A 19,943-nucleotide genomic window follows, 5' to 3' on the forward strand; every position below is an offset into this window, starting at 1 on the left:
CGAAATTTAACCCTATGCTCAGGAAAGTCCTCGTCTTTTTTTTGGTTTCAACTTTACTGATTTCAGTAGACAGCTACGGTCAAGACCCGCAGTTTTCGCAGTACTATGCAGCTCCATTGTATCTAAACCCCGCTTTGGCAGGAGTCAATCAGATCGGGCGGGCAGGAGTCAACTACCGCAACCAATGGCCCTCGATCGACGCAAGTTTCGAGACTTTCTCGGCTTACGTTGACAATAACTTTGACGAAAAAAACAGCAGCGTCGGGCTCCTCATCACCTCAGATCGTGAAGGAATCGCAGGACTAACCTCTACAGAGATCGCCCTACAATACGCCTATCAGGTCAATGTCAACTACAAATGGACTTTTCGTCCAGCCATCCAAGCATCCTACACGCTACGAGATTTGAATTTCAACCGCCTGACCTTTGGCGATCAGTTGGACAACAATGGCCTCAATGGCAACCCAACTGCGGAGCAGTTTGATGGAGCAGGCAAAGTAAGCTATTTTGACATGGGGCTAGGTGGTCTCGTCTATTCGGAGAGGATCTGGTTTGGCGCAGCGATGCACCATATCCGAGAACCTGACCAATCGTTCCTAGGAGATGGTAGTCCACTGCCTCGCAAATTATCGTTTCATGGGGGATACAAAATCCCGCTCCAGACGGGATACAAAAGAGGTGAAACAGCCAAAGGCATGGAAAGAAGCATCTCTCCTACGTTCAACTATAGAAGCCAAGGTGAATTTGACCAACTAGACTTAGGGATGTACTTCACATTACAGCCTGTCATCTTCGGTCTATGGTATCGAGGGATTCCAATCAAAACCCCAGAGGGCAGTGGCACTAACAGTGAATCACTCATCTTCATGTTTGGGGTCACCCAAAAAAGTCTCACCTTCGGCTATAGTTTTGACTACACCCTATCTAGCCTCGGCATCAACACGGGTGGAGCGCACGAAGTATCGATTATATACACCTTTAGACTGGGGGATCCTCGCAAGCCCTCTCGCGATGTGAGAGAGCTCAAATGTCCCGTCCCTGTAATCTTCTAGCAGATGCTCGCCAAGTTTCGGACTGAATTTTTCAGACCTATTGACAACAGCCAGATCGTCTTATTCAGGATACTCTTTGGTTTACTCATGGCTACCGAATCCTTTGGTGCGATTGGTACAGGCTGGATCAAAAAAGTCTTTATAGACCCTGAACATCATTTTCCATTCATCTGGGTAGACTGGTTGCACCCACTACCCGGAGATGGCATGTATTATTATTTCGTCGTGATGGGAATCGCTAGTCTGATGGTCGCGGCAGGCTACCAATACCGCTGGAGTTCTCTAGCGCTTGCGCTACTCTGGACGGGGTGCTACTTCATGCAAAAGTCTAGCTACAACAACCACTATTATCTAGCAGTCCTACTCTGCTGGTTCATGGCATTGATCAACCCACACCAGCGCAAATCACTAGACAGTAGGCTTAGTGGTATCACACGATACGATGCTCCCAATTGGTATCGATTGTTTTTTATCGTACAGCTCTTTGTCATGTTTAGTTATGCAGCAGTTGCCAAATTCTCTGACAGCTGGATATCAGGAGATTTCATCACGATGAAGTTCGCCTCCAAAGGAGATTATTTCCTCATCGGTCCACTACTCATCAAACCTTGGTTTCAGGCGTTTGTGACCTACTCGGGGATATTGTTCGATGCACTAATCTGCCCTCTATTGCTCTGGAAGAGAACTAGAAAGATGGCTTTTGTAGGTCTAATATCTTTTAATCTCTTCAACTCCGCAGTGTTTCAGATCGGGATATTTCCCTACATGGTCGTGGCGTTGGCCATATTCTTTTTTGATCCCAAGCAAATCCAGACAACTTTCTTTGCTACCAGCCCTACCCTCAATACACAGTCTCATCAGTCGAACCGCTGGATCATGTACTGTTTCGTAGGGTATTTTCTATGGCAGATCTATCTCCCGCTGCGACATCATCACATCCCGGGCGATGTGCTATGGACCGAAGAAGGTCATAGACTCAGCTGGCGCATGATGCTAAGGTCTCGCTATGGTCAAGGGCTCTTTCAAGTGCATGATCCCGATACAGGAAAAAACTACAGCATCCGTCAACGTGACTATCTCAGTACCAAGCAACGCTACAGCGTCAGTGCTTTCCCTGATTTCGCTTGGCAATTCGCTCAAATACTCAAAGCGGACTATCAAACCAAAGGTATAGCACACCCAGAGGTTTATTTCATCGGTAGCAAAGTGAGAATCAACCGAGGAGAATATGCGCCATTCATCGATCCGACTGTAGATCTGGCTCAGGCCAAATGGAACTACTGGGGACACAACGAATGGATACTACCGAAGAATTAATCCTTCGCTGTATTTTCTTAGTTTTGCCACAAACACGAAAGTATGACTAGCGAAACGATTCTATACCTGATCATCGGCATCACCATTTTTGACTTTGTCTTCAACAAAGTCCTCGGCATCCTCAACAACAAGAGTCGCAAAAAACCGATCCCTGCATCACTGACAGGAATCTACGATGAAGAAAAGTACGCCGAGTCACAGCGCTACCAAACTGCTGTGTTCAAGTTCTCTGCGATTAGCAGTACGTTGAGTTTCTTCGTGATGCTCGCCATGCTCTGGTTTGGCATATTTGGCTGGCTGGATGCGCAAGTTCGCGCCATTGCCCCAGTCGAATACCTATCGTCACTCTACTTCTTTGGCATCTTGTACTTTGCTTCGGATATTTTGGGACTCCCTTTCGACATCTATGGCACTTTTGTGATTGAAGAAAAATTCGGATTCAACAAAACCACAGCTAAGACTTTCGTCCTAGACAAACTCAAAGGCTGGCTCATGACCGTCATCGTCGGTGGTATAATCGTGGGTGTCTTCATTGCGCTCGTCGCGCTATTCCCACAGACGTTCTGGATTTATTTCTGGATCGTAACAGCCGTACTGATGGTGTTCATCAACATGTTCTACACTTCACTAATCATCCCGCTGTTCAACAAACTCACTCCTCTGGGCGATGGGACTCTCAAAGATGCCATCACGCACTACAGCCAAAAAGTTGGCTTCTCGCTCAACAATATCTTCGTGATCGATGGCTCCAAAAGATCCTCCAAAGCCAATGCTTTCTTTAGCGGGCTAGGCAAAAAGAAAAAAGTAGTACTCTACGATACGCTCATCGATCAACACAGCGAAGAAGAACTAGTCGCTGTACTCGCCCACGAAGTAGGACACTACAAGAAGAAACACATCGTCTGGTCTATGGTCCTGAGTGTGGCTCAAATCGGATTCATGCTCTGGTTGCTTTCGCTGTTGATCTCTAGCTCCGAAGTGTCCTGGGCACTAGGCGCTAACTCCACCAGCATGCACATCAACGTACTGGCATTCGGCATGCTGTTCTCGCCAGTCTCAACCGTCATCGGTATCTTGATGAACCTACTGAGCAGGAAAAATGAGTACGAAGCAGACGAATATGCCGTACGCACCTACGACCGTAAACCACTCATCAGCGCCCTCAAAAAGCTCACCGCCACCAATCTAGGCAACCTGACTCCACACCCAGCCTATGTCTTCGTGAACTACTCACACCCCAGCCTACAGCAGCGGATAGAAGCGATGGAAAAGGTAGCGTAATTTGAGGGTAAGGCTTACTTACGGGAATGTCTCTGGTGATTTTAGAGTAAAACTTGATAGAATCAATACTTGTGTAATTGGCAGTAGGATAGGCTTTCTACTATTTTCAAGCTATGTCCCTTTCGGGTAAAAACAGCAACCCAATCCACCACAGTAAATGTCAAAAAGTATATGGCTTGTTGATCTGCGATTATGTATCTATCTCTAGGCATCTATAAAAGCTAATCAAAAATGCGAATCTCCTTACCCCTGCTTTTGATCGCGTTGCAAATGCTCTACCACAGCACCCTCGTCACAGACGAGGACGGTTGGGGTAACATTATTTTGCTTAAGGAAAAATACTAAATATTCGGTATTCCTCTTCATAAAAAGGAGCGGCAATTTTGGGCTTATTAACACATTAAAACAACTATGAAAAAAACAATAAAACTAACAACTCTGTTTATTGCCCTGTCAGTCTTTTTAATATCGTGTAATAATGAAGAGGATGATCTTATAGATAAGGTTAACTATTTGGAAATCATCAACCCTGAAATTTCTACTGCAGATATTCAAAAGGAAAATCCTGACAACATCATTGCCTTTAAAGACTTTGATGAAGGAGATTTATACTTGTCTAATGAAGGAGGTGAAGAAGTTTATATAAGTACAAGTCTTAATACAGCACTATTGTATTGGTCTAACTTTTCTGGTAAGGTTTCCCCTAATAAACCTGTTATTATTTCATATATATATACTTACGCTGAAGGGGAAGATGAGTGGGATGCTTTATCTAAGTTAGCCAATAATGAAGATGTAAAAGCCGTTGGGTTTAAGAAAACGGTAACATTTGAAAACAATAGAAGGTACGAATGGGCCCCTAGAGAGGATTCTTTTGAAGATGTAGGAATCTACAAAGAGAAAGATGATGATGATGATGATGACGATGATGATGATGATAATTCGGAAGACTGTACTGATTGGCATTACTACCTAACCGAATGCTTGGGTAACAGTGGAGTTAGTGGTGATATTTCATCAGCAGGGATAAGACAAAAAGCTTGTATAATTAACGAAACTTCAACATCTATAACTGTAGAGGCTACTATAGAACCTGCTAATGGGGGGATTGATTCCGATTTTTCTTACAAAGGAATTGACATTTATTTCCGTGGAGATGAAAGCTCAAGTTATATGACTGTTCAAGAGTTTAATAGTGGAGGGACAATAACGAAAACCATAACAGCAAATAAAGATGACATTAATAGTTATTGGTTAGAGAATTGGGAAAGTAAAGGGTCTATCGCTTTTGTTGAGGCTACTTGTGTTTATAATTAACATTATACTTCAGTAAGCTTCCTCTTTTTTGAGGGGAAGCTTACAATATCAAGAAGTACAAAGCCCTCTGGTCGTAGCACCTACTAAGACCTATCCATCAGAAGAGCGTCCGCTCGATCACAAACAGCTCCCCTCAATGTCATTTAATTCCCAGCGTACGCTCTGGCAATAATCCAGACCCAGTCTTATGGTTTAAGTACAAACCCTTCACATTTTAGATCTTAGCGGATGTTACGGCCGAGCGAAAGCAGCTATGGGAGACCCTAAAAGTTGGGGATGAAAGGACTACAAATACTCGTCAAAACAAACACACGTGTTTGGCCGTCGAAACACACGTGTTTGGCGCTCGAAACACATGTGTTTGACGCTCGAAACACATGTGTTTGACGCTCGAAACACATGTGTTTGATCGAGCAAACACACGTGTTTAAAAAAGGAGGATAAAAACCCTCTCCAGGCTTTGTAAACAGCATTTTCAAGAAGGGTTTGGGACGATTTAGGAGAAATCTAAACACAAACCCTTTCAGAATGGCAAAGACCTATTCCTCCTCTGTTCGTAGCGCCCGCTACGATCTTCATCACAGGCTGATCATCTCTTATTGCATCACTCATACATCGGGGACGCCCTTCTATATTTTAGGTCTTAGTGTCCACTAAGACCAGAGGGGTGCGGCGGATAGTAGCGGAGTAGATTGCGCCAATTATCTACACGCTTTGATTTGGCATCACCTGACACCAACTAGTCACGCATACCAGTCCAGTCATACAGGTTGCTTTAATATATTACCCCGTAGCTGCGATTTTCAAGCGGTAGATGTGACTTTTTACCCGGTAGATGCCGTTTTTGAGTGGTAGCTGTCACTTATGACATGGTAGCTATGATTTTGGTGCGGTAGATGTCATATTCTGAGATGGCTTGACAGGCTCAAATTGTATGATAGTATTTATGGGGTCTTGCGACGAAGAAGTACTAGTATATCCCCCCAACTATTCGAATATTAATACGCTAACTTTAGCGTATTAATATCTACTCAATTGAATATCACTATTTCGAAGACAAAGTGTTGAGATATTAGTTGCATTGCAAATGTTCTACCACAGCATCCTCTTCACAGACGAGGACGATTGGGTCTTAGCGGACACTACGACCAAGGGATGATTGGGGTACGCATCATTTCGTCCTTCCCATATAAACTCCCCAATCTCTCCTCTATTTGTAAATAACACCGTCCCATAACCTTTTACTCTCTAAATCATCAAAGAGAATTACTCCATTGTATTCCAAATAATAAATTTCAGGCCAAGCGTTTCGCTCTCTTGTTTTAGCAACTATAGTATCAACATCGATGGCACTTAATTGAAGGTAGTAACTAACATCTCCAACATTCCCATTCAAACTTGCGTCAAGATAAACCCAGTACCATTGTGAACCTGATGTTTCTGGAGGTATAACAAAGTCCCAATCCCCTGTAAATTGTGTAGTAATATCCTGTGACCTTTCTGGGTCTAAATAAACTCTGACCTGCTCATGAGAATAATATCCATCAGTATTAGGATTCAATAAATCTGCTTCTTCCTTGTTTCTGAAAGAAAATTCAAACGTTGAATCAGGGCCTGTGGCTTGAGAGTCACTTTCTAAAGCACTCTCAGAATCACAACTTACAGCCAAAATAAAGCACACAAATAAAACAACAAGTTTTCTCATCTTAGTACGGTCTAATATTTGTAATATATCTTCTATTGTATTGAAAATTCACTCCATTATTTAACTCTATATCTTCGAAACTAAACCAACCATTGTTATCTGCACTACCCATTCCAGAATAGCCCCACCCCCAGTTCATGTGGTAAAATTCATATAAAAAAAAGTAAAACTGTTTATTGTTATGATTTATCATCCTAACTCTATCTTTTGCATATCCATCACAAACCCAAACATGACCATCTTGATAAAAAGTTTCTTCCCAAAACAACCAAGACCACGTAGTATAATGCTCATGACCAGCCATTATAACAGGTAGACCTTTTTTCAAATCTGCTTTAACCAACGGTTCGGCCTCTTCCAAAGATCTGGCCTCATGGATCCCACCACTTAAGTAATTGAACTTATTCTTAAAGACATTAACAATATCACCAGTACCAGCACTTGATTCACCACACCCATAATTCATCCCAACCCAAACGCCAACATCCCTCATCAACCGAGCAATTTCCAAATTAGCTGCATCGATATCTTCTATAGTTGTTGGCCAATCAGGCATTATTTGCCAATTGTACTTATTCGAAGGGTACTCATGATATCTCGCTATTTGAGCAATAGCAGTTGCTACACAGCCCGTTGGCGCCTTCCCTGAATCATGTGAGGGACAATTGAGGGGGACAAGTGCATTATATGGTGATCTCTGCGCCCACCTTGTTGATAATAGCGGCCCGTATTCTTCTAATATTTCAATTTCGACAATTTGATAGATTCCTCCCTCAGGGTGTTGTCTAGAATTAGCCAATACATTCTGATCATATAGGGTTTTCCATTTTAAATTTATTTCTTCAGGAACCTGATAATCATCATCTTTATTTAAACTTTGAATTCTATAAACTCTATCTAAAAACCATTCTCTCATACCTCCAGTAAGACTCTCCATGTTAAAGTTACTTTCAAACGAGTAACCAAGAATAGGAGCTTCCTTTTTTGATGCAGAAAGGATTAAATATCCGATACTATCAAATTTTGAAACATATAAAGAGGGATTCCCAATTTCATCAGGAATTACTATCACCTCAGAAACACGTATATTGTCAAGCCGTCTACTTTTACTATCCATTGCAGTATACACAGCTGCTTTGGTAAGACTTTCCACGTCATCAGCTCTCACTTGATATGATAAATCAGCAGTGTTTAATGATACTATTGGATCTATTCCTGGTTCTTGACAAGAAAAAATAAAAATTGATAACAAAAGGCAAACTACGTGCCTATCAAATAGGTTGGTCTTCATGGATTGTTTAGTATTTAATATATAAAACTACACAACCAAAGTAAGCCCTACGTAAAGTATTATCAAGTCCTCTACAACTATTTAATAAATTCTTAACAATACCATTTCATCTACTTTTTAGTCTATGTGTGAACTAATACACTTTGTCGAAAAACGAATTGACAAACCCTTTCTCATTGAAGGCCTGTAAATCAGATAATCCTACCCCACACCTAGCAGACGCTACGACTCAAATAAAATCAATCTCCGCACGGAAGGGAAACTTCATAAAGTAGGTGTGTGACTCGGCCACTGTCATCTTGCCGTGGATGATTTTGTGTAGGGTCTCTGTGATGGGGACACGGATATTGAGGCTATCCGCTAGTTCTTTGATGATCTGTATCGTATTGATCCCTTCGGCGACTTCTTCCATAGAGCCTTTGATCTGATCGATGGTTTCGCCCTTTGCCAGACGATAACCTACTGTGTAGTTTCTACTGAGACTAGAGGTACAGGTAGCGATCAAATCTCCTACGCCTGCCAACCCAATGAAAGCTTTGGTATTGCCTCCGAGGGCATTGCCGATATGGATCATTTCGACCAGTCCACGACTGATCAACAGCGAACGGGCATTCTCGCCCAGTCCCATACCACTCACCGCTCCTGAGCCTATCGCAATGATGTTTTTTAGCACTCCACAAAGTTCGATACCGATGAGATCATTGCTGCCATAGATCATGAACCGATCGTTCTTGAGGAGCTTTTGCCCTTCGTCGATCACTTCCTCAAAGTGACTCGCTACGACAGTCGCTGCAGGTTGGCGTTGTTCTATTTCTTTGGCCAGATTGGGCCCAGCCAGACACCCTACACGCAGTACAGAGGTCTCTTCTAGTATCACCTCACTCATCGTCCGCACATGCTTTCGAGAGAGCGGGTTTTCTTTGGTGATGACAGTTCCTTCTGGGATATTGAGATCGAGCCCCTTGGTCCCATGTATCAATACATGATAGGGTTTGAGGTAAGGTGCCAAGTCGCGAATCATCGACCGAAAATTCGCCGAGGGGACGATCGGAAAGATGATCTCACAGCTGTTGCCTATCTCCTCTAAACTCGTGACAATGGTAATATTCTCTTCCAACTGCTGAGACGAGCTGACACGATCCGTCATGATCGCTTTGGCTTTTTCTTTGTCTCGGACATAGAGAAGCACATCACTCTTTTCTGCCAAAATATTGGCTATCGCAGTACCGAAACTACCCGCGCCTATCACTCCTACCAGCCGCCTAGAAGAACTTTTCGAGATCATAGCCTTGTAGTTTGTTATGGTAGTAGTACAACAAGTTCATGCTCTGTACTTTGATATTTCCTTTCTTGTTTTTGACCACAGGGATCACGGCATGGTACATGCCTAGATTTTTCAATCCATGCGTAATCACACCATCTATGTCTCCTAACAGATGATCCGCAAGGCCAACCTCATTCTGTGCATTGAGCTTTTTCAGCTCGTCGAGGATGACTACAAACTGCTTTTTGAACACTTCATAATCGATCACCAAATCATCGTCCTGCAGTCTGAGTAGGCCATAGAGATCGAGATGTTGGTGTATTCTACCCAGCATCCTAAATGCCACATAGGCCACCAGATGACTAGAGAACACGCGGTTATGCTTGTGGTACTCCTCTACGATTTTCTTTCCTAGGATACGGTTGTACTCCTGCTCGCGCTGATGGTTTTCGGTGACCTCCCCGTTGGACTTGAAATAGTCCTTGATATCAATCACCTCTCCCTGCTTGTCGAGGCTATTGCCCTTTGCGTCTACATGGTTGCCCAATACATCCAGTGCATCTCCTATCGACACAGAGATATCCGATCCTTTGGTAAAGAACTTGAGCAAGAACTTTGATATCTTATAAGAGGTCGTGAACTCATCATTTTCCTCATAGTAGCGCTGCTGCCCTTTCCTCTTCAGGTAGTCATTGATCAAACTCGGTGCTTCTAGCACAAAGTGATAGTTGATGGCAACAGGAACCACAAAGACTTTATTTTGATCCTCGTCCTCACTTTGAAATACTTGACGCTGCGCCTCGATGGCCGTACCGAGTAGTCCAAGCTTTAGTGATTTTTCGATCTTGCCACTTCTAGAGCGAGTCCCTCCTGGGAAGAACAAACTGTGGCATCCCTCACGAATCGCTATGGTCGAGTAGGATTTGAGTGTTTCGAGATAGAGTGGGTTTTTCTTGCGCCTGTCCACCTTATATGCCCCGACGCTATTCATGAAATAAGCGAATATCTTGAGATTGAACAGGTTTAGTCCTGCGCCATAGATGAATGGCGGGAGACCCAAATGCTGTATCACCCAGCCGATCAATACCGAATCCAAGTTGCTGTAGTGGGTAGGCACCATCACGACAGTACCTATTTTAGCCAACTTTCGGAGTTCGTCCAGCTTGCCCTTGACATGAATTTTGTCATCTAGGTCGAGTTGATTGCTAAATACCGACCAAGGACCTTTGACACGTGCTGCATTGAGCAATCTACCAAAACCGATGGTCACCAGCGTACGAGTGACGTTATAGTGAGAGGGGTTAAAATGCCCCGCTATTTCGTTGCTATATCTATCGACTACATCTCTGAGAATTTCTTTGAGTCGTGGTTCTTGCTCTTCTTCCGGCAATGCATCCACTCCCACGAGTTTCTCATTTTGCCCTTCCCAGTAGGAGTAGTCATCATCGGGATCAACTTTCCACGGGTTGTTTTTGACGCGCTGTCTCTCCCGAAAGATCGTCATCTCTAACTCCTCCTTGAGCGATTTCCCTCTTCTCAACTCCAAAAGATTGTCAAAGCTCTCCTCCGTTACCAGATGAACAAACTCCTTCCTCTTTTTTGCCATTTGCATGACAGGCCAAGTCTTATTGTTTTTGAGGATTGGCTTGTACTTTGTCTTAGTCTTTCTTTTTATTCCCAAGGACTTCATATAGTTACAATAAAAAGGATGAACATTTCGATTCATCCCTTTGAGAGCGCAAATTAACTAAATAATGGGTGAATAGAAGAAAGTGAATTTTAATAAATGAGAAAAGGTGAGCCACGTATATATTTGCACAAAATTAAGCCCATGCAAAAACAGATTCAAATAGCTCCCTCCATCCTCTCTGCTGACTTTTCTAAACTAGGTGCAGACATCGTCATGGTAGACGAAGGAGGTGCCGATGTAATCCACTATGACGTCATGGACGGTCATTTCGTCCCTAATATCACCATAGGACCTCTCGTACTCAACAGCATCCGAAAGTGTACCCAACTACCGATCGATGTGCATTTGATGATCAAAAATGCAGACAATTACATCCCGGCATTTGCTGAGGCCGGTGCAGATTGGATCAGTGTGCATGTAGAGGCGTGCCCACACCTACACCGCAGCATACAGCTCATCAAAGGTCTAGGCAAAAGAGCTGGTGTCGTCCTCAACCCACACACACCACTCTCGGCGATCGAAGACATTCTCCCAGACGTGGATTTTGTACTGATCATGTCTGTCAACCCTGGGTTTGGGGGGCAAAGTCTAATACCGTCTTCACTAGACAAAATCGCTCGACTCAAGGATCTACTGATCCAAAAACACCTAGAACACATCGAGATAGAAATCGATGGAGGGGTCAAACTAGACAACATCAAACAAGTCATAGACGCAGGTACTGACATCATCGTCTCTGGGTCTGGGATATACAATACGCCCGACCCGAAAGCCACGATTCGTCAGATGAAAAGTATCTAGATTACATAAAATTCTTTGAAAAATGGATGTGACTAAATAGGCAGGAACACCCTTCCTCTCGCACACCGTTTTTCTATTTCCCATTAACTGATAAAGCCACGGCCCAAGGTTCAATACTAGTAACATGAGTACCGAAAAGGAAACGCTCAATTTCATTGAGCAAATGATCGAAAAAGATATCAAGGAAGGAAAAAACGAATCACGCGTGCATACGCGCTTCCCTCCCGAGCCGAATGGATACCTCCACATCGGGCATGCCAAGTCTATCTGTTTGAATTTCGGTCTGGCCGAAAAATACAACGGGCTTTGTAACCTACGATTCGACGACACCAACCCTGAGAAAGAGGACACAGAATATGTAGACTCAATCAAAGAAGACATCAAATGGCTCGGCTATGACTGGGGCGATAGAGAATACTACGCTTCGGACTACTTCGACCAGCTGTATGCCTTCGCCGTACAGTTGATCAAGGAAGGCAAAGCCTACATCGACGATCAGTCTGCTGAAGAGATCAGTGCACAACGAGGCACACCTAACCAACCGGGTCAACCGAGCCCCTTCAGAAGCAGATCGGTGGAAGAAAATCTTCAAATATTCGAAGACATGAAGGCCGGCAAATGTGACGAAGGATCGCACGTACTCCGTGCCAACATCGACATGTCCTCATCGATCATGCAGATGCGTGACCCAGTCATCTACCGCATCAAAAAAATGGCACACCACCGTACCGGTGACAAATGGTGCATCTACCCTACCTATGATTTTGCTCACGGGCAATCTGATTCGTTGGAGAAGATCACGCACTCACTCTGTACGCTGGAGTTTGCAGCACACAGACCGCTGTACGATTGGTTCATCGAAAACCTAGGCATATACAAATCTGAGCAGACGGAGTTTGCCCGACTCAACCTAGGCTACACCATCGTCAGCAAAAGAAAACTTCGCGAACTCGTCGAGGAAGGCCATGTAGATGGCTGGGACGATCCCCGCATGCCTACCATCTCTGGCATCCGAAGACGTGGCTATACCCCAGAATCTATCCGCAGCTTCGCAGACAAGATCGGGGTAGCCAAACGTAACGGCATCAGTGATGTAGCCTTGCTGGAGTTCAGCGTGCGCGAGGACTTAAACAAGAAAGCCAACCGTGTACTCGGCGTATTGGATCCGATCAAACTGATCATCACCAACTACCCTGAGGGACAAACCGAAGAACTCGATGCAGTCAACAATCCAGAAGACGAATCAGCAGGCAAACGTAAGATTCCATTCTCAAGTGAGATCTACATCGAGCGTGGTGATTTCATGGAAGAGCCACCAAAGAAGTTTTTCCGTCTAGGACCAGACAGAGAGGTTCGCCTCAAATACGCTTACATCGTGAAGTGCACGGGCTTCAAGAAAAACGAAGCTGGTGAGATCGAAGAAGTCTACTGTGAGTACGACCCTGCTACCAAAAGCGGGCAAGATAATACAGGCAAAAAAGTCAAAGGAACGCTAGGATGGGTAGATGCTGCCAAAGGCATACAGACAGAAGTACGACTCTACGACCGACTGTTCAAGACCGAAAACTTGAACACAATCGAGGACGACTACCGCAACCATCTGAACCCAGAGTCCCTGACTATCATGCCTCATGCAATCGCTGAACCATCAGTCCAAGACATGGCTCCTGGTACACAGTTTCAGTTCGAGCGCATGGGCTACTTCATCATCGATAAAGACTCGGAGGCCAGCAAGCCAACGATCAATCGTACGGTGACGCTACGAGACAACTGGGCCAAAAAGAATGGTTAAACGTAAATAGTCAAAACACAGAAAAGGCGCACACTTGTAATGTGCGCCTTTTTATTTCATCTTAGCCTATCCAAATGTACAACCCTATGACAGCACTCACTCACAAATGGATCTTGATCACTGGAGCCTCCTCAGGTTTAGGGTTCGAAATGGCCAAATACCTCGCGACTAAACACCAAGCCAATTTGATCTTAGTCGCTCGTCGTGCTGATCGACTTGCCTCATTGAAGGAAAATATTTTAGCCTCATCCGAGGTTTCTGTTGATACAATCACTGCAGACCTGACCAACCCAGAGGAGACGCACCGTGTAGCAGAACAATGCATCGCCAAAGAAGGATTTCATGGCGCAATACTCAATGCAGGCATGACCTACCTCGGTGAACACGCCCAACTAGAAGAGTCACAAATCGCTCAGATCCTCAACCTGAATGTGATCAGTACCACCAAACTCGCCAGCCACTTTGTCCGTCACTTCGAACAAACGCAAAAGCCCGGCAAAATCATGGTCATCTCCAGCCTTGCAGCGCACTACCCTACCCCCTACCAAGCGCTATACTCAGGCACCAAAGGCTTCATTACCAACTTCATCAACAGCGTAGCGCTAGAAATCCGAAACCCACAACTGACACTCAGTGTATTCAGCCCAGGAGGAATCGCTACAGACATGACCACTGCGGACGGTTTCAAAGACCTACAAAAATGGCTCATGCCTGTACAAACAGCGACACGAGAAGCCATCCATTGCTTCATAACAGGAAAACACAACTATGTACCGGGCTTCATGAACCGAGTGGCCTTTGCCTTCATGAAAGTCCTGCCTTTGAAGTTGATCACGGTTATTCTGGGAAAACAGTACCGTAAATCACTAAGACTGTAGCTACAAAAACTCAAAAGGTTCGTAGGGGATCAAATCACCCATGAGCAACCAACTAAACAACAGTTATTTGCACGGCGTAAACACCCTGCAAATTCAAACAAACCTTAATTGACCTAAAAACTATGGAAATAATAGCTGTATTGATATTGTTTGTATTGACAGTGATGATTTACAAACTCAAAGGGCAGGTAAACAGCATAGACCAAAAACTAGATGAACTGAAGAGTCAATTGGAAAACGACCCTTCTTCGGGCAATGTTGACAAACCAAAAAAACCTCCAGTAGACTCCCGTGACATCATCGCGGCGATAGAAGACGAGATCAACCTCAAAAAGCCTGCTCCAGAGAAAGCCGACGACACAGAGGAGAAAAAACCCGAAGCAGTCGAAGAACCAGTAGCCCCGGAAATAGTCCATAAACAGTCTACTCCTATAGCAGCGGCATCACCAATCATCAAACCTACAACACCTCCGCGTCCTCCTAAGCCTTCGTTCATGGAGCGAAACCCTGACCTAGAGCGTTTCATTGGAGAAAATCTATTGAGCAAAATCGGTATTGTGATATTCGTAATAGGCATGGGATTCCTTGTCAAGCTTGGGATCGATAGCGGTGTAATCACCGAAGGTCTACGAGTAGCTATCGGTGTTTTGATCGGTGGAGCGATGATCGGTTTAGCACATTATTTACGACATTCCTTTTCCAAATTCAGTTCCATACTTATAGGTGGTGCTTTGGCGGTTTTATACTTCACAATTGCCTTGGCCTTTCACGAATACGGACTATTGCCACAGGTTGCTGCTTTCATCATCATGGTGCTAATTACTGCATTTGGCGTTCTCCTGTCAGTCTCCTACGATCGCAAATCATTGGCTGTCTTGGCACTCATTGGTGGCTTTGGCACTCCGTTTTTTATCAGCACAGGTTCGGGTGATATTGTCACGCTATTCGCCTATATATTGATCCTTGATATCGGTATGTTGACTTTGGTTTACTTCAAAAAGTGGAACATCGTCAATTATCTCACCTATGGGTTCACCTATATTCTATTCTCGGGTGTTTATATCAACAATGAGTTAAACTATATCACCACAGCGAATGGCGAACTATTCCTGTTTCTCACTGCCTTTTATCTGATCTTCTTTGTCATGAGCATTGTCTACAATGTGAAGAACAAAAGAGCATTCAAGTGGCCAGAAATTGGAATGCTATTGAGTAACTCTTCTATCTATTTTGGATTTGGGATAGCCCTGACACAGGGCTACAAAGGTGGGTTGTACAGCGGATTGTTCACAGGGCTCGTTGCGCTATTCAATTTTGGGTTTGCCTATGTATTGTATAAGCGAAAAGAAATAGACAAAAACCTCATCTATCTATTGATCGGACTTGTCCTTACATTTTTGACTCTAGTCGCTCCAATCCAACTCAAAGGGAATTTCATCACGCTGTTTTGGGCACTCGAAAGCGTTCTATTGCTATGGCTTGCCCAAAAATCCCAGATCAAACTCATGAACTTAGCCTCTATCCTTATCTCGCTACTCATGACTATAAGCTTACTGATAGATTGGCAACAAAACTACATCATGTACTCAGACTCATCCATGCGGGTGTTTCTGAATAAAGTTTTCATCACATCCTTCATATCCATGGGGGCACTTTTCGCCACACTCGGCTTGATGAAAAGACAGCAAGACTTTGTATTCCCAAAAACACAATTGGTATGGAGACCTCTATACGTCAAAGTACTTTTCATCTTAATAGTCTATGGTGGGTTCTTTCTTGAACTAGACTACCAATTTATTCAGTTCGAATTAGCCTATACCTATAGAATGATCTTGCTAGGTATATACAACTTTTCCTTTGTGCTTGGACTGATGATCTACCAGTACTTCAAGCCAAGTGATTTACAGCGCAAAGTAATCGCTGGCTTGTCCATCGCCGTGGTAATCTCATACTTGACCGCTTACCTTCATTATATTTCGTTCGCCAGAGATCTATATATAAGCAATCAAGATGCTACATCTACGGGGTATTTTGCACATTATGTTTTGCTCGTACTATTCATCTTGATACTGATCAACCTATACAGAGAGATTTATGTTGAATTTGGATTCAAATCCAAGAATGGAAGCATCGCCCTATGGCTACTAGCATTCATTTGCCTTTTCGTTTGCTCGATCGAAGTAGGTCACATCTCAGTCCTCAGCCAAGGCAACATCGGCAATACCGAAGAGGCTATCGCCTACACACATGCTGTCAAACATGCCTACCCTATCGTCTGGGCAATTTCTGCCTTGGCGCTGATGATACTGGGAATGAAATTCAAACTCAAGACACTCCGCCTGGCTTCATTGGTTATATTCTCGATCACGACGATCAAATTGTTCTTCTACGATCTAGCTGGGAATTCTACTGGAAAGATCATATCATTCATACTCTTAGGAGTGATTCTATTATTGGTTTCATTTCTATATCAGAAACTAAAATTCATAATTCAAGATGATGAAAAGAAAGATTAGTTGGGCAATCTGCTTGCTTTGGTCTTCAGTGATCTATGCACAGGACTTTACACATACGACAGAGATAGAGCCCGTTTCGACAGACGGATATCATAAGATACTCTTGTCTCCCGAACTACTCGGAATGGCAAATAGCAATCTATCTGATCTAAGAATATATGATGAAGCGGGAGTACAACAACCCTACTTCATCCAAAGGGAGTCTGCTCGATCTTCACATCAAGAATTCCGTGCTTATCAAATTATAGAACGAGAACATGAAGAAGACAGTACCTCGTACCTCATATTCAAAAACAACCCCCAAGAGTCTATCCATGAGGTCCACATCATCGTCGAAAACACAGAGGTAAAAAAACGAGCTAGATTGAGTGGTAGTCACAATCAAAAGGATTGGTTTGCCATCAAAAACGACTACTTGCTACAGGCCATGCATAGCACTGACCATACGACAGATTCGAATGTCCTTCGTTTTCCACTCAGCAATTACCCCTACTTCAAGTTAGAAATTGATGACAACCTAAAGGATCCAATACATATCTTGAAAGTAGGATACTACGCCACCGAGGTAAAACAAGGACTCTCTACGCGTTTTGACTTCCCCATCAAGAGCCAACTAGACAGTGCGAACCACTCCTATATCACACTGGCTATGCCTAGAGAGGTTTATCTAGAGAACCTACATGTCAACATCAAAGGAGCCGAGTATTACGCGCGAGATGCTCGAATATTGATCAAAAAGAGCAGAACGAACAGCAAAAATGAAACACGCTACACGTTACATCAAATCGGTAACACGGAGTTTAATTCGTCAAGCGACAATAGCATCAACCTAGGCAGTACGCAAGCCAAAGAGCTACAAATACAAATCGACAACCAGGACAATCAGCCACTGCAAGTCGAACAGGTGACTGCTTCCTTTTTGAATCAATACGCTATTGCCAAACTCTCTCCGGACCACTCTTACCTCATCAAATTTGGAGATCAGAACCTCTATGCACCGATCTATGATCTGGCGGCTTTTAAAGACCAAATCCCTAGCGACCTAGCACTCGCTCACTTATCGCCGATTCATCATATCTCAGACAATAGCCCAACTGCTCAGAAGTCCGTTAGCCTCTTCGAAAACATATATTTGATATGGAGCATCATCGGACTAGTGGGAGTTGTACTCGCTCTAGTTTCCATCAAGATGATCAAGGAAATGGGAAACAAAGCCTAGCCATTTCACTTGCTTGATACAGGAATATCACTGGCATACTAGCCAATCACCGGAGTAGAAATACTGACACAAGAGACAGCAGAGCATCAAAAAGGGTTGTCGATCCTAAGACCAACAACCCTAACTGTTATTTACTGAATAGGTAGCCCTTAGTTCTTACCTCGTTCTCTGCTGGAGTTGATAGTTGTACAATGATGGCACCAAAATCATAGGATCGTTGGTCGCTGCGATATAGGGGTTGGGCTGGTAGTTGATCGTGAGGTCACGATTGCCATGCACTCCGATCAATCGCACAGACGGACCATCTTTCATGCCATTGAGCAGTACGGGTTGTTTACGGTCCATCCCATTGCCAAAACGCACATCGATATTCCAAAAAGTGGTATATGCACCATGAGAAGGCTTCCAATAACCCGCTCCTCCGCCTGCAAAAAGCGGATACTCGTCCTGATCCAAATCAACATAGACCGTGATGTCATCAAATAGATTTTGGTGATTGGCTCCCGAATGCTGATCCAATACTGGATCGCGATATACCGTACAATGGGTATAGACGCTCTTGGTGGCGTGAGTATTGAAACTCAGCGGATGCATTACGCGATTGCGCACAGTCAGGTCACGCACCAGCACGTTGTGCACGCTGCCCATCGCTACACTGTAGTGTGCTTTCTTGTCTCCCGTGGTTTCGATCGATTCGATGGTTACATTGGAGATTTGCTCTGTCAGGATTCCACTATCCGCATTCTTGATTTTTACATCCCGAACCCAGCCATTGAACAGGTTGGTGAGGTAGATGGCGTTGTATCCATCCTCCACATGGTGGGCGATATTGGGAGCCATAGGAAACTCGATATTGAAGTGTGCGATCCCGACTTCTTCCAGGTGCTGCCACTCCACCATCACAGGCTGCCATGCTGGTCTCAGATCGTGAAGCAAGGGGGCTTTGATCGTGACTTGATCACCACGAATCGCCGTGATTTGCACCTGTTGCATGACTAGCGCGTGACTGGGGTAATTCCAATGGTGCGAACCAACCTTCAGTTGTACCGAGTCGTACATAGACCGAATCAGCGATCCTTCTTTGCCTTCCTTATTGTACCATTCGATCTGAACGACATCCCCCACAGCCAGTTTATTTGCAGACGCCACCTTAATTTGGTGTTCCCCTCGTTTTCCTTCCAAAAGCTTAGCAAGTACTTTAGGTTTCTGGTCGTACTTGTCTAGATATGATTTGACCCGTGCGCCTGGCGCTGCTACCCATATCATGCCGCCAGACCAGGCATACTGTGAGAACGGGAGGTCCAAATTATTCTCAGGTTCGCGCTGACGTTTGTCCAGCTCCACCAAGTACTCACGTAGCTCTGTGAGTGGCTCAGGATCATCAAAGTAGCGCATCGGGCGTGGGTAATATAGCGTCGTACCACCCATAGCACTACCCGCCCCCTTGAGTTGGAGATTGCTTCGTGTGATATAAAGAATATCGCTCAAGATAAAACGCCCTGCTGGAAACTGAATCGTGACAGATTCATCCGTTTGATTCGCTGCATCCATTGCACGCCGTACCGCTTGACTATCATCCATACCATCATCCGCCACAGCACCAAAGTCCGTAACATGCAACACTACATCGCTAGCATCAGTCGCAACGGCATCTTCTCCAAAATGGTAGCCCGCATAAGAGTAATCAGGCAGGTACACCTCCTCTTGCAAGGCATGGTCCGTCAATATCTCTGGCAGCTGCTGAGCGGAAACAGACTGGCAAAAAATCATTACACATCCTAAAAAAACTAGTGCTCTCGTCTCTTTATTCATCATATTTC

General features: G+C 44.3%; 14 protein-coding genes. 9 read left to right on the plus strand and 5 right to left on the minus strand.

What is annotated here, in order from left to right:
- Nucleotides 1–14 precede the first annotated feature (14 nt).
- The 4 genes from BGP76_RS12085 (at nucleotide 15) to BGP76_RS12100 (ending at nucleotide 4,967) form a co-directional block, all read left to right on the plus strand.
- Complete coding sequence (locus BGP76_RS12085) at nucleotides 15–1,052, plus strand: type IX secretion system membrane protein PorP/SprF (RefSeq protein ID WP_119844846.1); 1,038 nt, start codon at nucleotides 15–17, stop codon at nucleotides 1,050–1,052.
- A gap of 3 nt (nucleotides 1,053–1,055) precedes the next feature.
- Nucleotides 1,056–2,369: an HTTM domain-containing protein gene (locus BGP76_RS12090; protein WP_119844847.1), complete on the plus strand. Its 1,314-nt coding sequence runs from the start codon at nucleotides 1,056–1,058 to the stop codon at nucleotides 2,367–2,369.
- A gap of 42 nt (nucleotides 2,370–2,411) precedes the next feature.
- Nucleotides 2,412–3,650 (plus strand): M48 family metallopeptidase, encoded by a 1,239-nt coding sequence (locus tag BGP76_RS12095; RefSeq protein ID WP_119844848.1) that lies wholly within the window; start codon nucleotides 2,412–2,414, stop codon nucleotides 3,648–3,650.
- A 411-nt stretch (nucleotides 3,651–4,061) separates the two neighbouring features.
- Nucleotides 4,062–4,967 (plus strand): hypothetical protein, encoded by a 906-nt coding sequence (locus tag BGP76_RS12100; RefSeq protein ID WP_119844849.1) that lies wholly within the window; start codon nucleotides 4,062–4,064, stop codon nucleotides 4,965–4,967.
- 1,210 nt (nucleotides 4,968–6,177) lie between these two features.
- On the opposite strand, the gene BGP76_RS12105 is transcribed toward BGP76_RS12100, so the two are convergent.
- The 4 genes from BGP76_RS12105 to BGP76_RS12120 form a co-directional block, all read right to left on the minus strand.
- The gene (locus BGP76_RS12105) at nucleotides 6,178–6,672 is read right to left on the minus strand and encodes a hypothetical protein (protein WP_119844850.1); all 495 of its coding nucleotides are present in this window, start codon (nucleotides 6,670–6,672) and stop codon (nucleotides 6,178–6,180) included.
- Between the two features lies 1 nt (nucleotide 6,673).
- A complete protein-coding gene (locus BGP76_RS12110) occupies nucleotides 6,674–7,963 on the minus strand; it encodes a C10 family peptidase (RefSeq protein WP_119844851.1) in 1,290 nt (429 codons plus the stop codon).
- Nucleotides 7,964–8,192: 229 nt separating this feature from the next.
- Complete coding sequence (locus BGP76_RS12115) at nucleotides 8,193–9,248, minus strand: NAD(P)H-dependent glycerol-3-phosphate dehydrogenase (protein WP_119844852.1); 1,056 nt, start codon at nucleotides 9,246–9,248, stop codon at nucleotides 8,193–8,195.
- Entirely contained in the window at nucleotides 9,226–10,908 is a 1,683-nt protein-coding gene (locus tag BGP76_RS12120) for a 1-acyl-sn-glycerol-3-phosphate acyltransferase (RefSeq protein WP_370453795.1), read from the minus strand. Before BGP76_RS12120 ends, BGP76_RS12115 begins: the two co-directional genes overlap by 23 nt.
- A gap of 150 nt (nucleotides 10,909–11,058) precedes the next feature.
- On the opposite strand from BGP76_RS12120, the gene rpe reads away from it, so the two are divergent.
- From rpe to BGP76_RS12145, 5 genes are all read left to right on the plus strand, one after another.
- The gene (gene rpe, locus BGP76_RS12125) at nucleotides 11,059–11,718 is read left to right on the plus strand and encodes a ribulose-phosphate 3-epimerase (protein WP_119844990.1); all 660 of its coding nucleotides are present in this window, start codon (nucleotides 11,059–11,061) and stop codon (nucleotides 11,716–11,718) included.
- A 124-nt stretch (nucleotides 11,719–11,842) separates the two neighbouring features.
- Entirely contained in the window at nucleotides 11,843–13,510 is a 1,668-nt protein-coding gene (locus BGP76_RS12130; RefSeq protein WP_119844854.1) for a glutamine--tRNA ligase/YqeY domain fusion protein, read from the plus strand.
- 86 nt (nucleotides 13,511–13,596) lie between these two features.
- Entirely contained in the window at nucleotides 13,597–14,388 is a 792-nt protein-coding gene (locus tag BGP76_RS12135) for an SDR family oxidoreductase (RefSeq protein ID WP_158584263.1), read from the plus strand.
- 122 nt (nucleotides 14,389–14,510) lie between these two features.
- Complete coding sequence (locus BGP76_RS12140; RefSeq protein ID WP_119844856.1) at nucleotides 14,511–16,904, plus strand: DUF2339 domain-containing protein; 2,394 nt, start codon at nucleotides 14,511–14,513, stop codon at nucleotides 16,902–16,904.
- Nucleotides 16,885–18,123 (plus strand): hypothetical protein, encoded by a 1,239-nt coding sequence (locus tag BGP76_RS12145; protein WP_147407460.1) that lies wholly within the window; start codon nucleotides 16,885–16,887, stop codon nucleotides 18,121–18,123. The genes BGP76_RS12140 and BGP76_RS12145 overlap by 20 nt, the downstream gene beginning before the upstream one ends.
- Before the next feature lie 156 nt (nucleotides 18,124–18,279).
- Here BGP76_RS12145 and BGP76_RS12150 read toward each other — a convergent pair whose 3' ends face one another.
- A complete protein-coding gene (locus tag BGP76_RS12150) occupies nucleotides 18,280–19,938 on the minus strand; it encodes a glycoside hydrolase family 55 protein (protein ID WP_221409886.1) in 1,659 nt (552 codons plus the stop codon).
- Nucleotides 19,939–19,943: the final 5 nt, after the last annotated feature.

The sequence above is a fragment of the Reichenbachiella sp. MSK19-1 genome (assembly GCF_003590315.1).
GTDB classification, from domain to species: domain Bacteria; phylum Bacteroidota; class Bacteroidia; order Cytophagales; family Cyclobacteriaceae; genus Reichenbachiella; species Reichenbachiella agariperforans.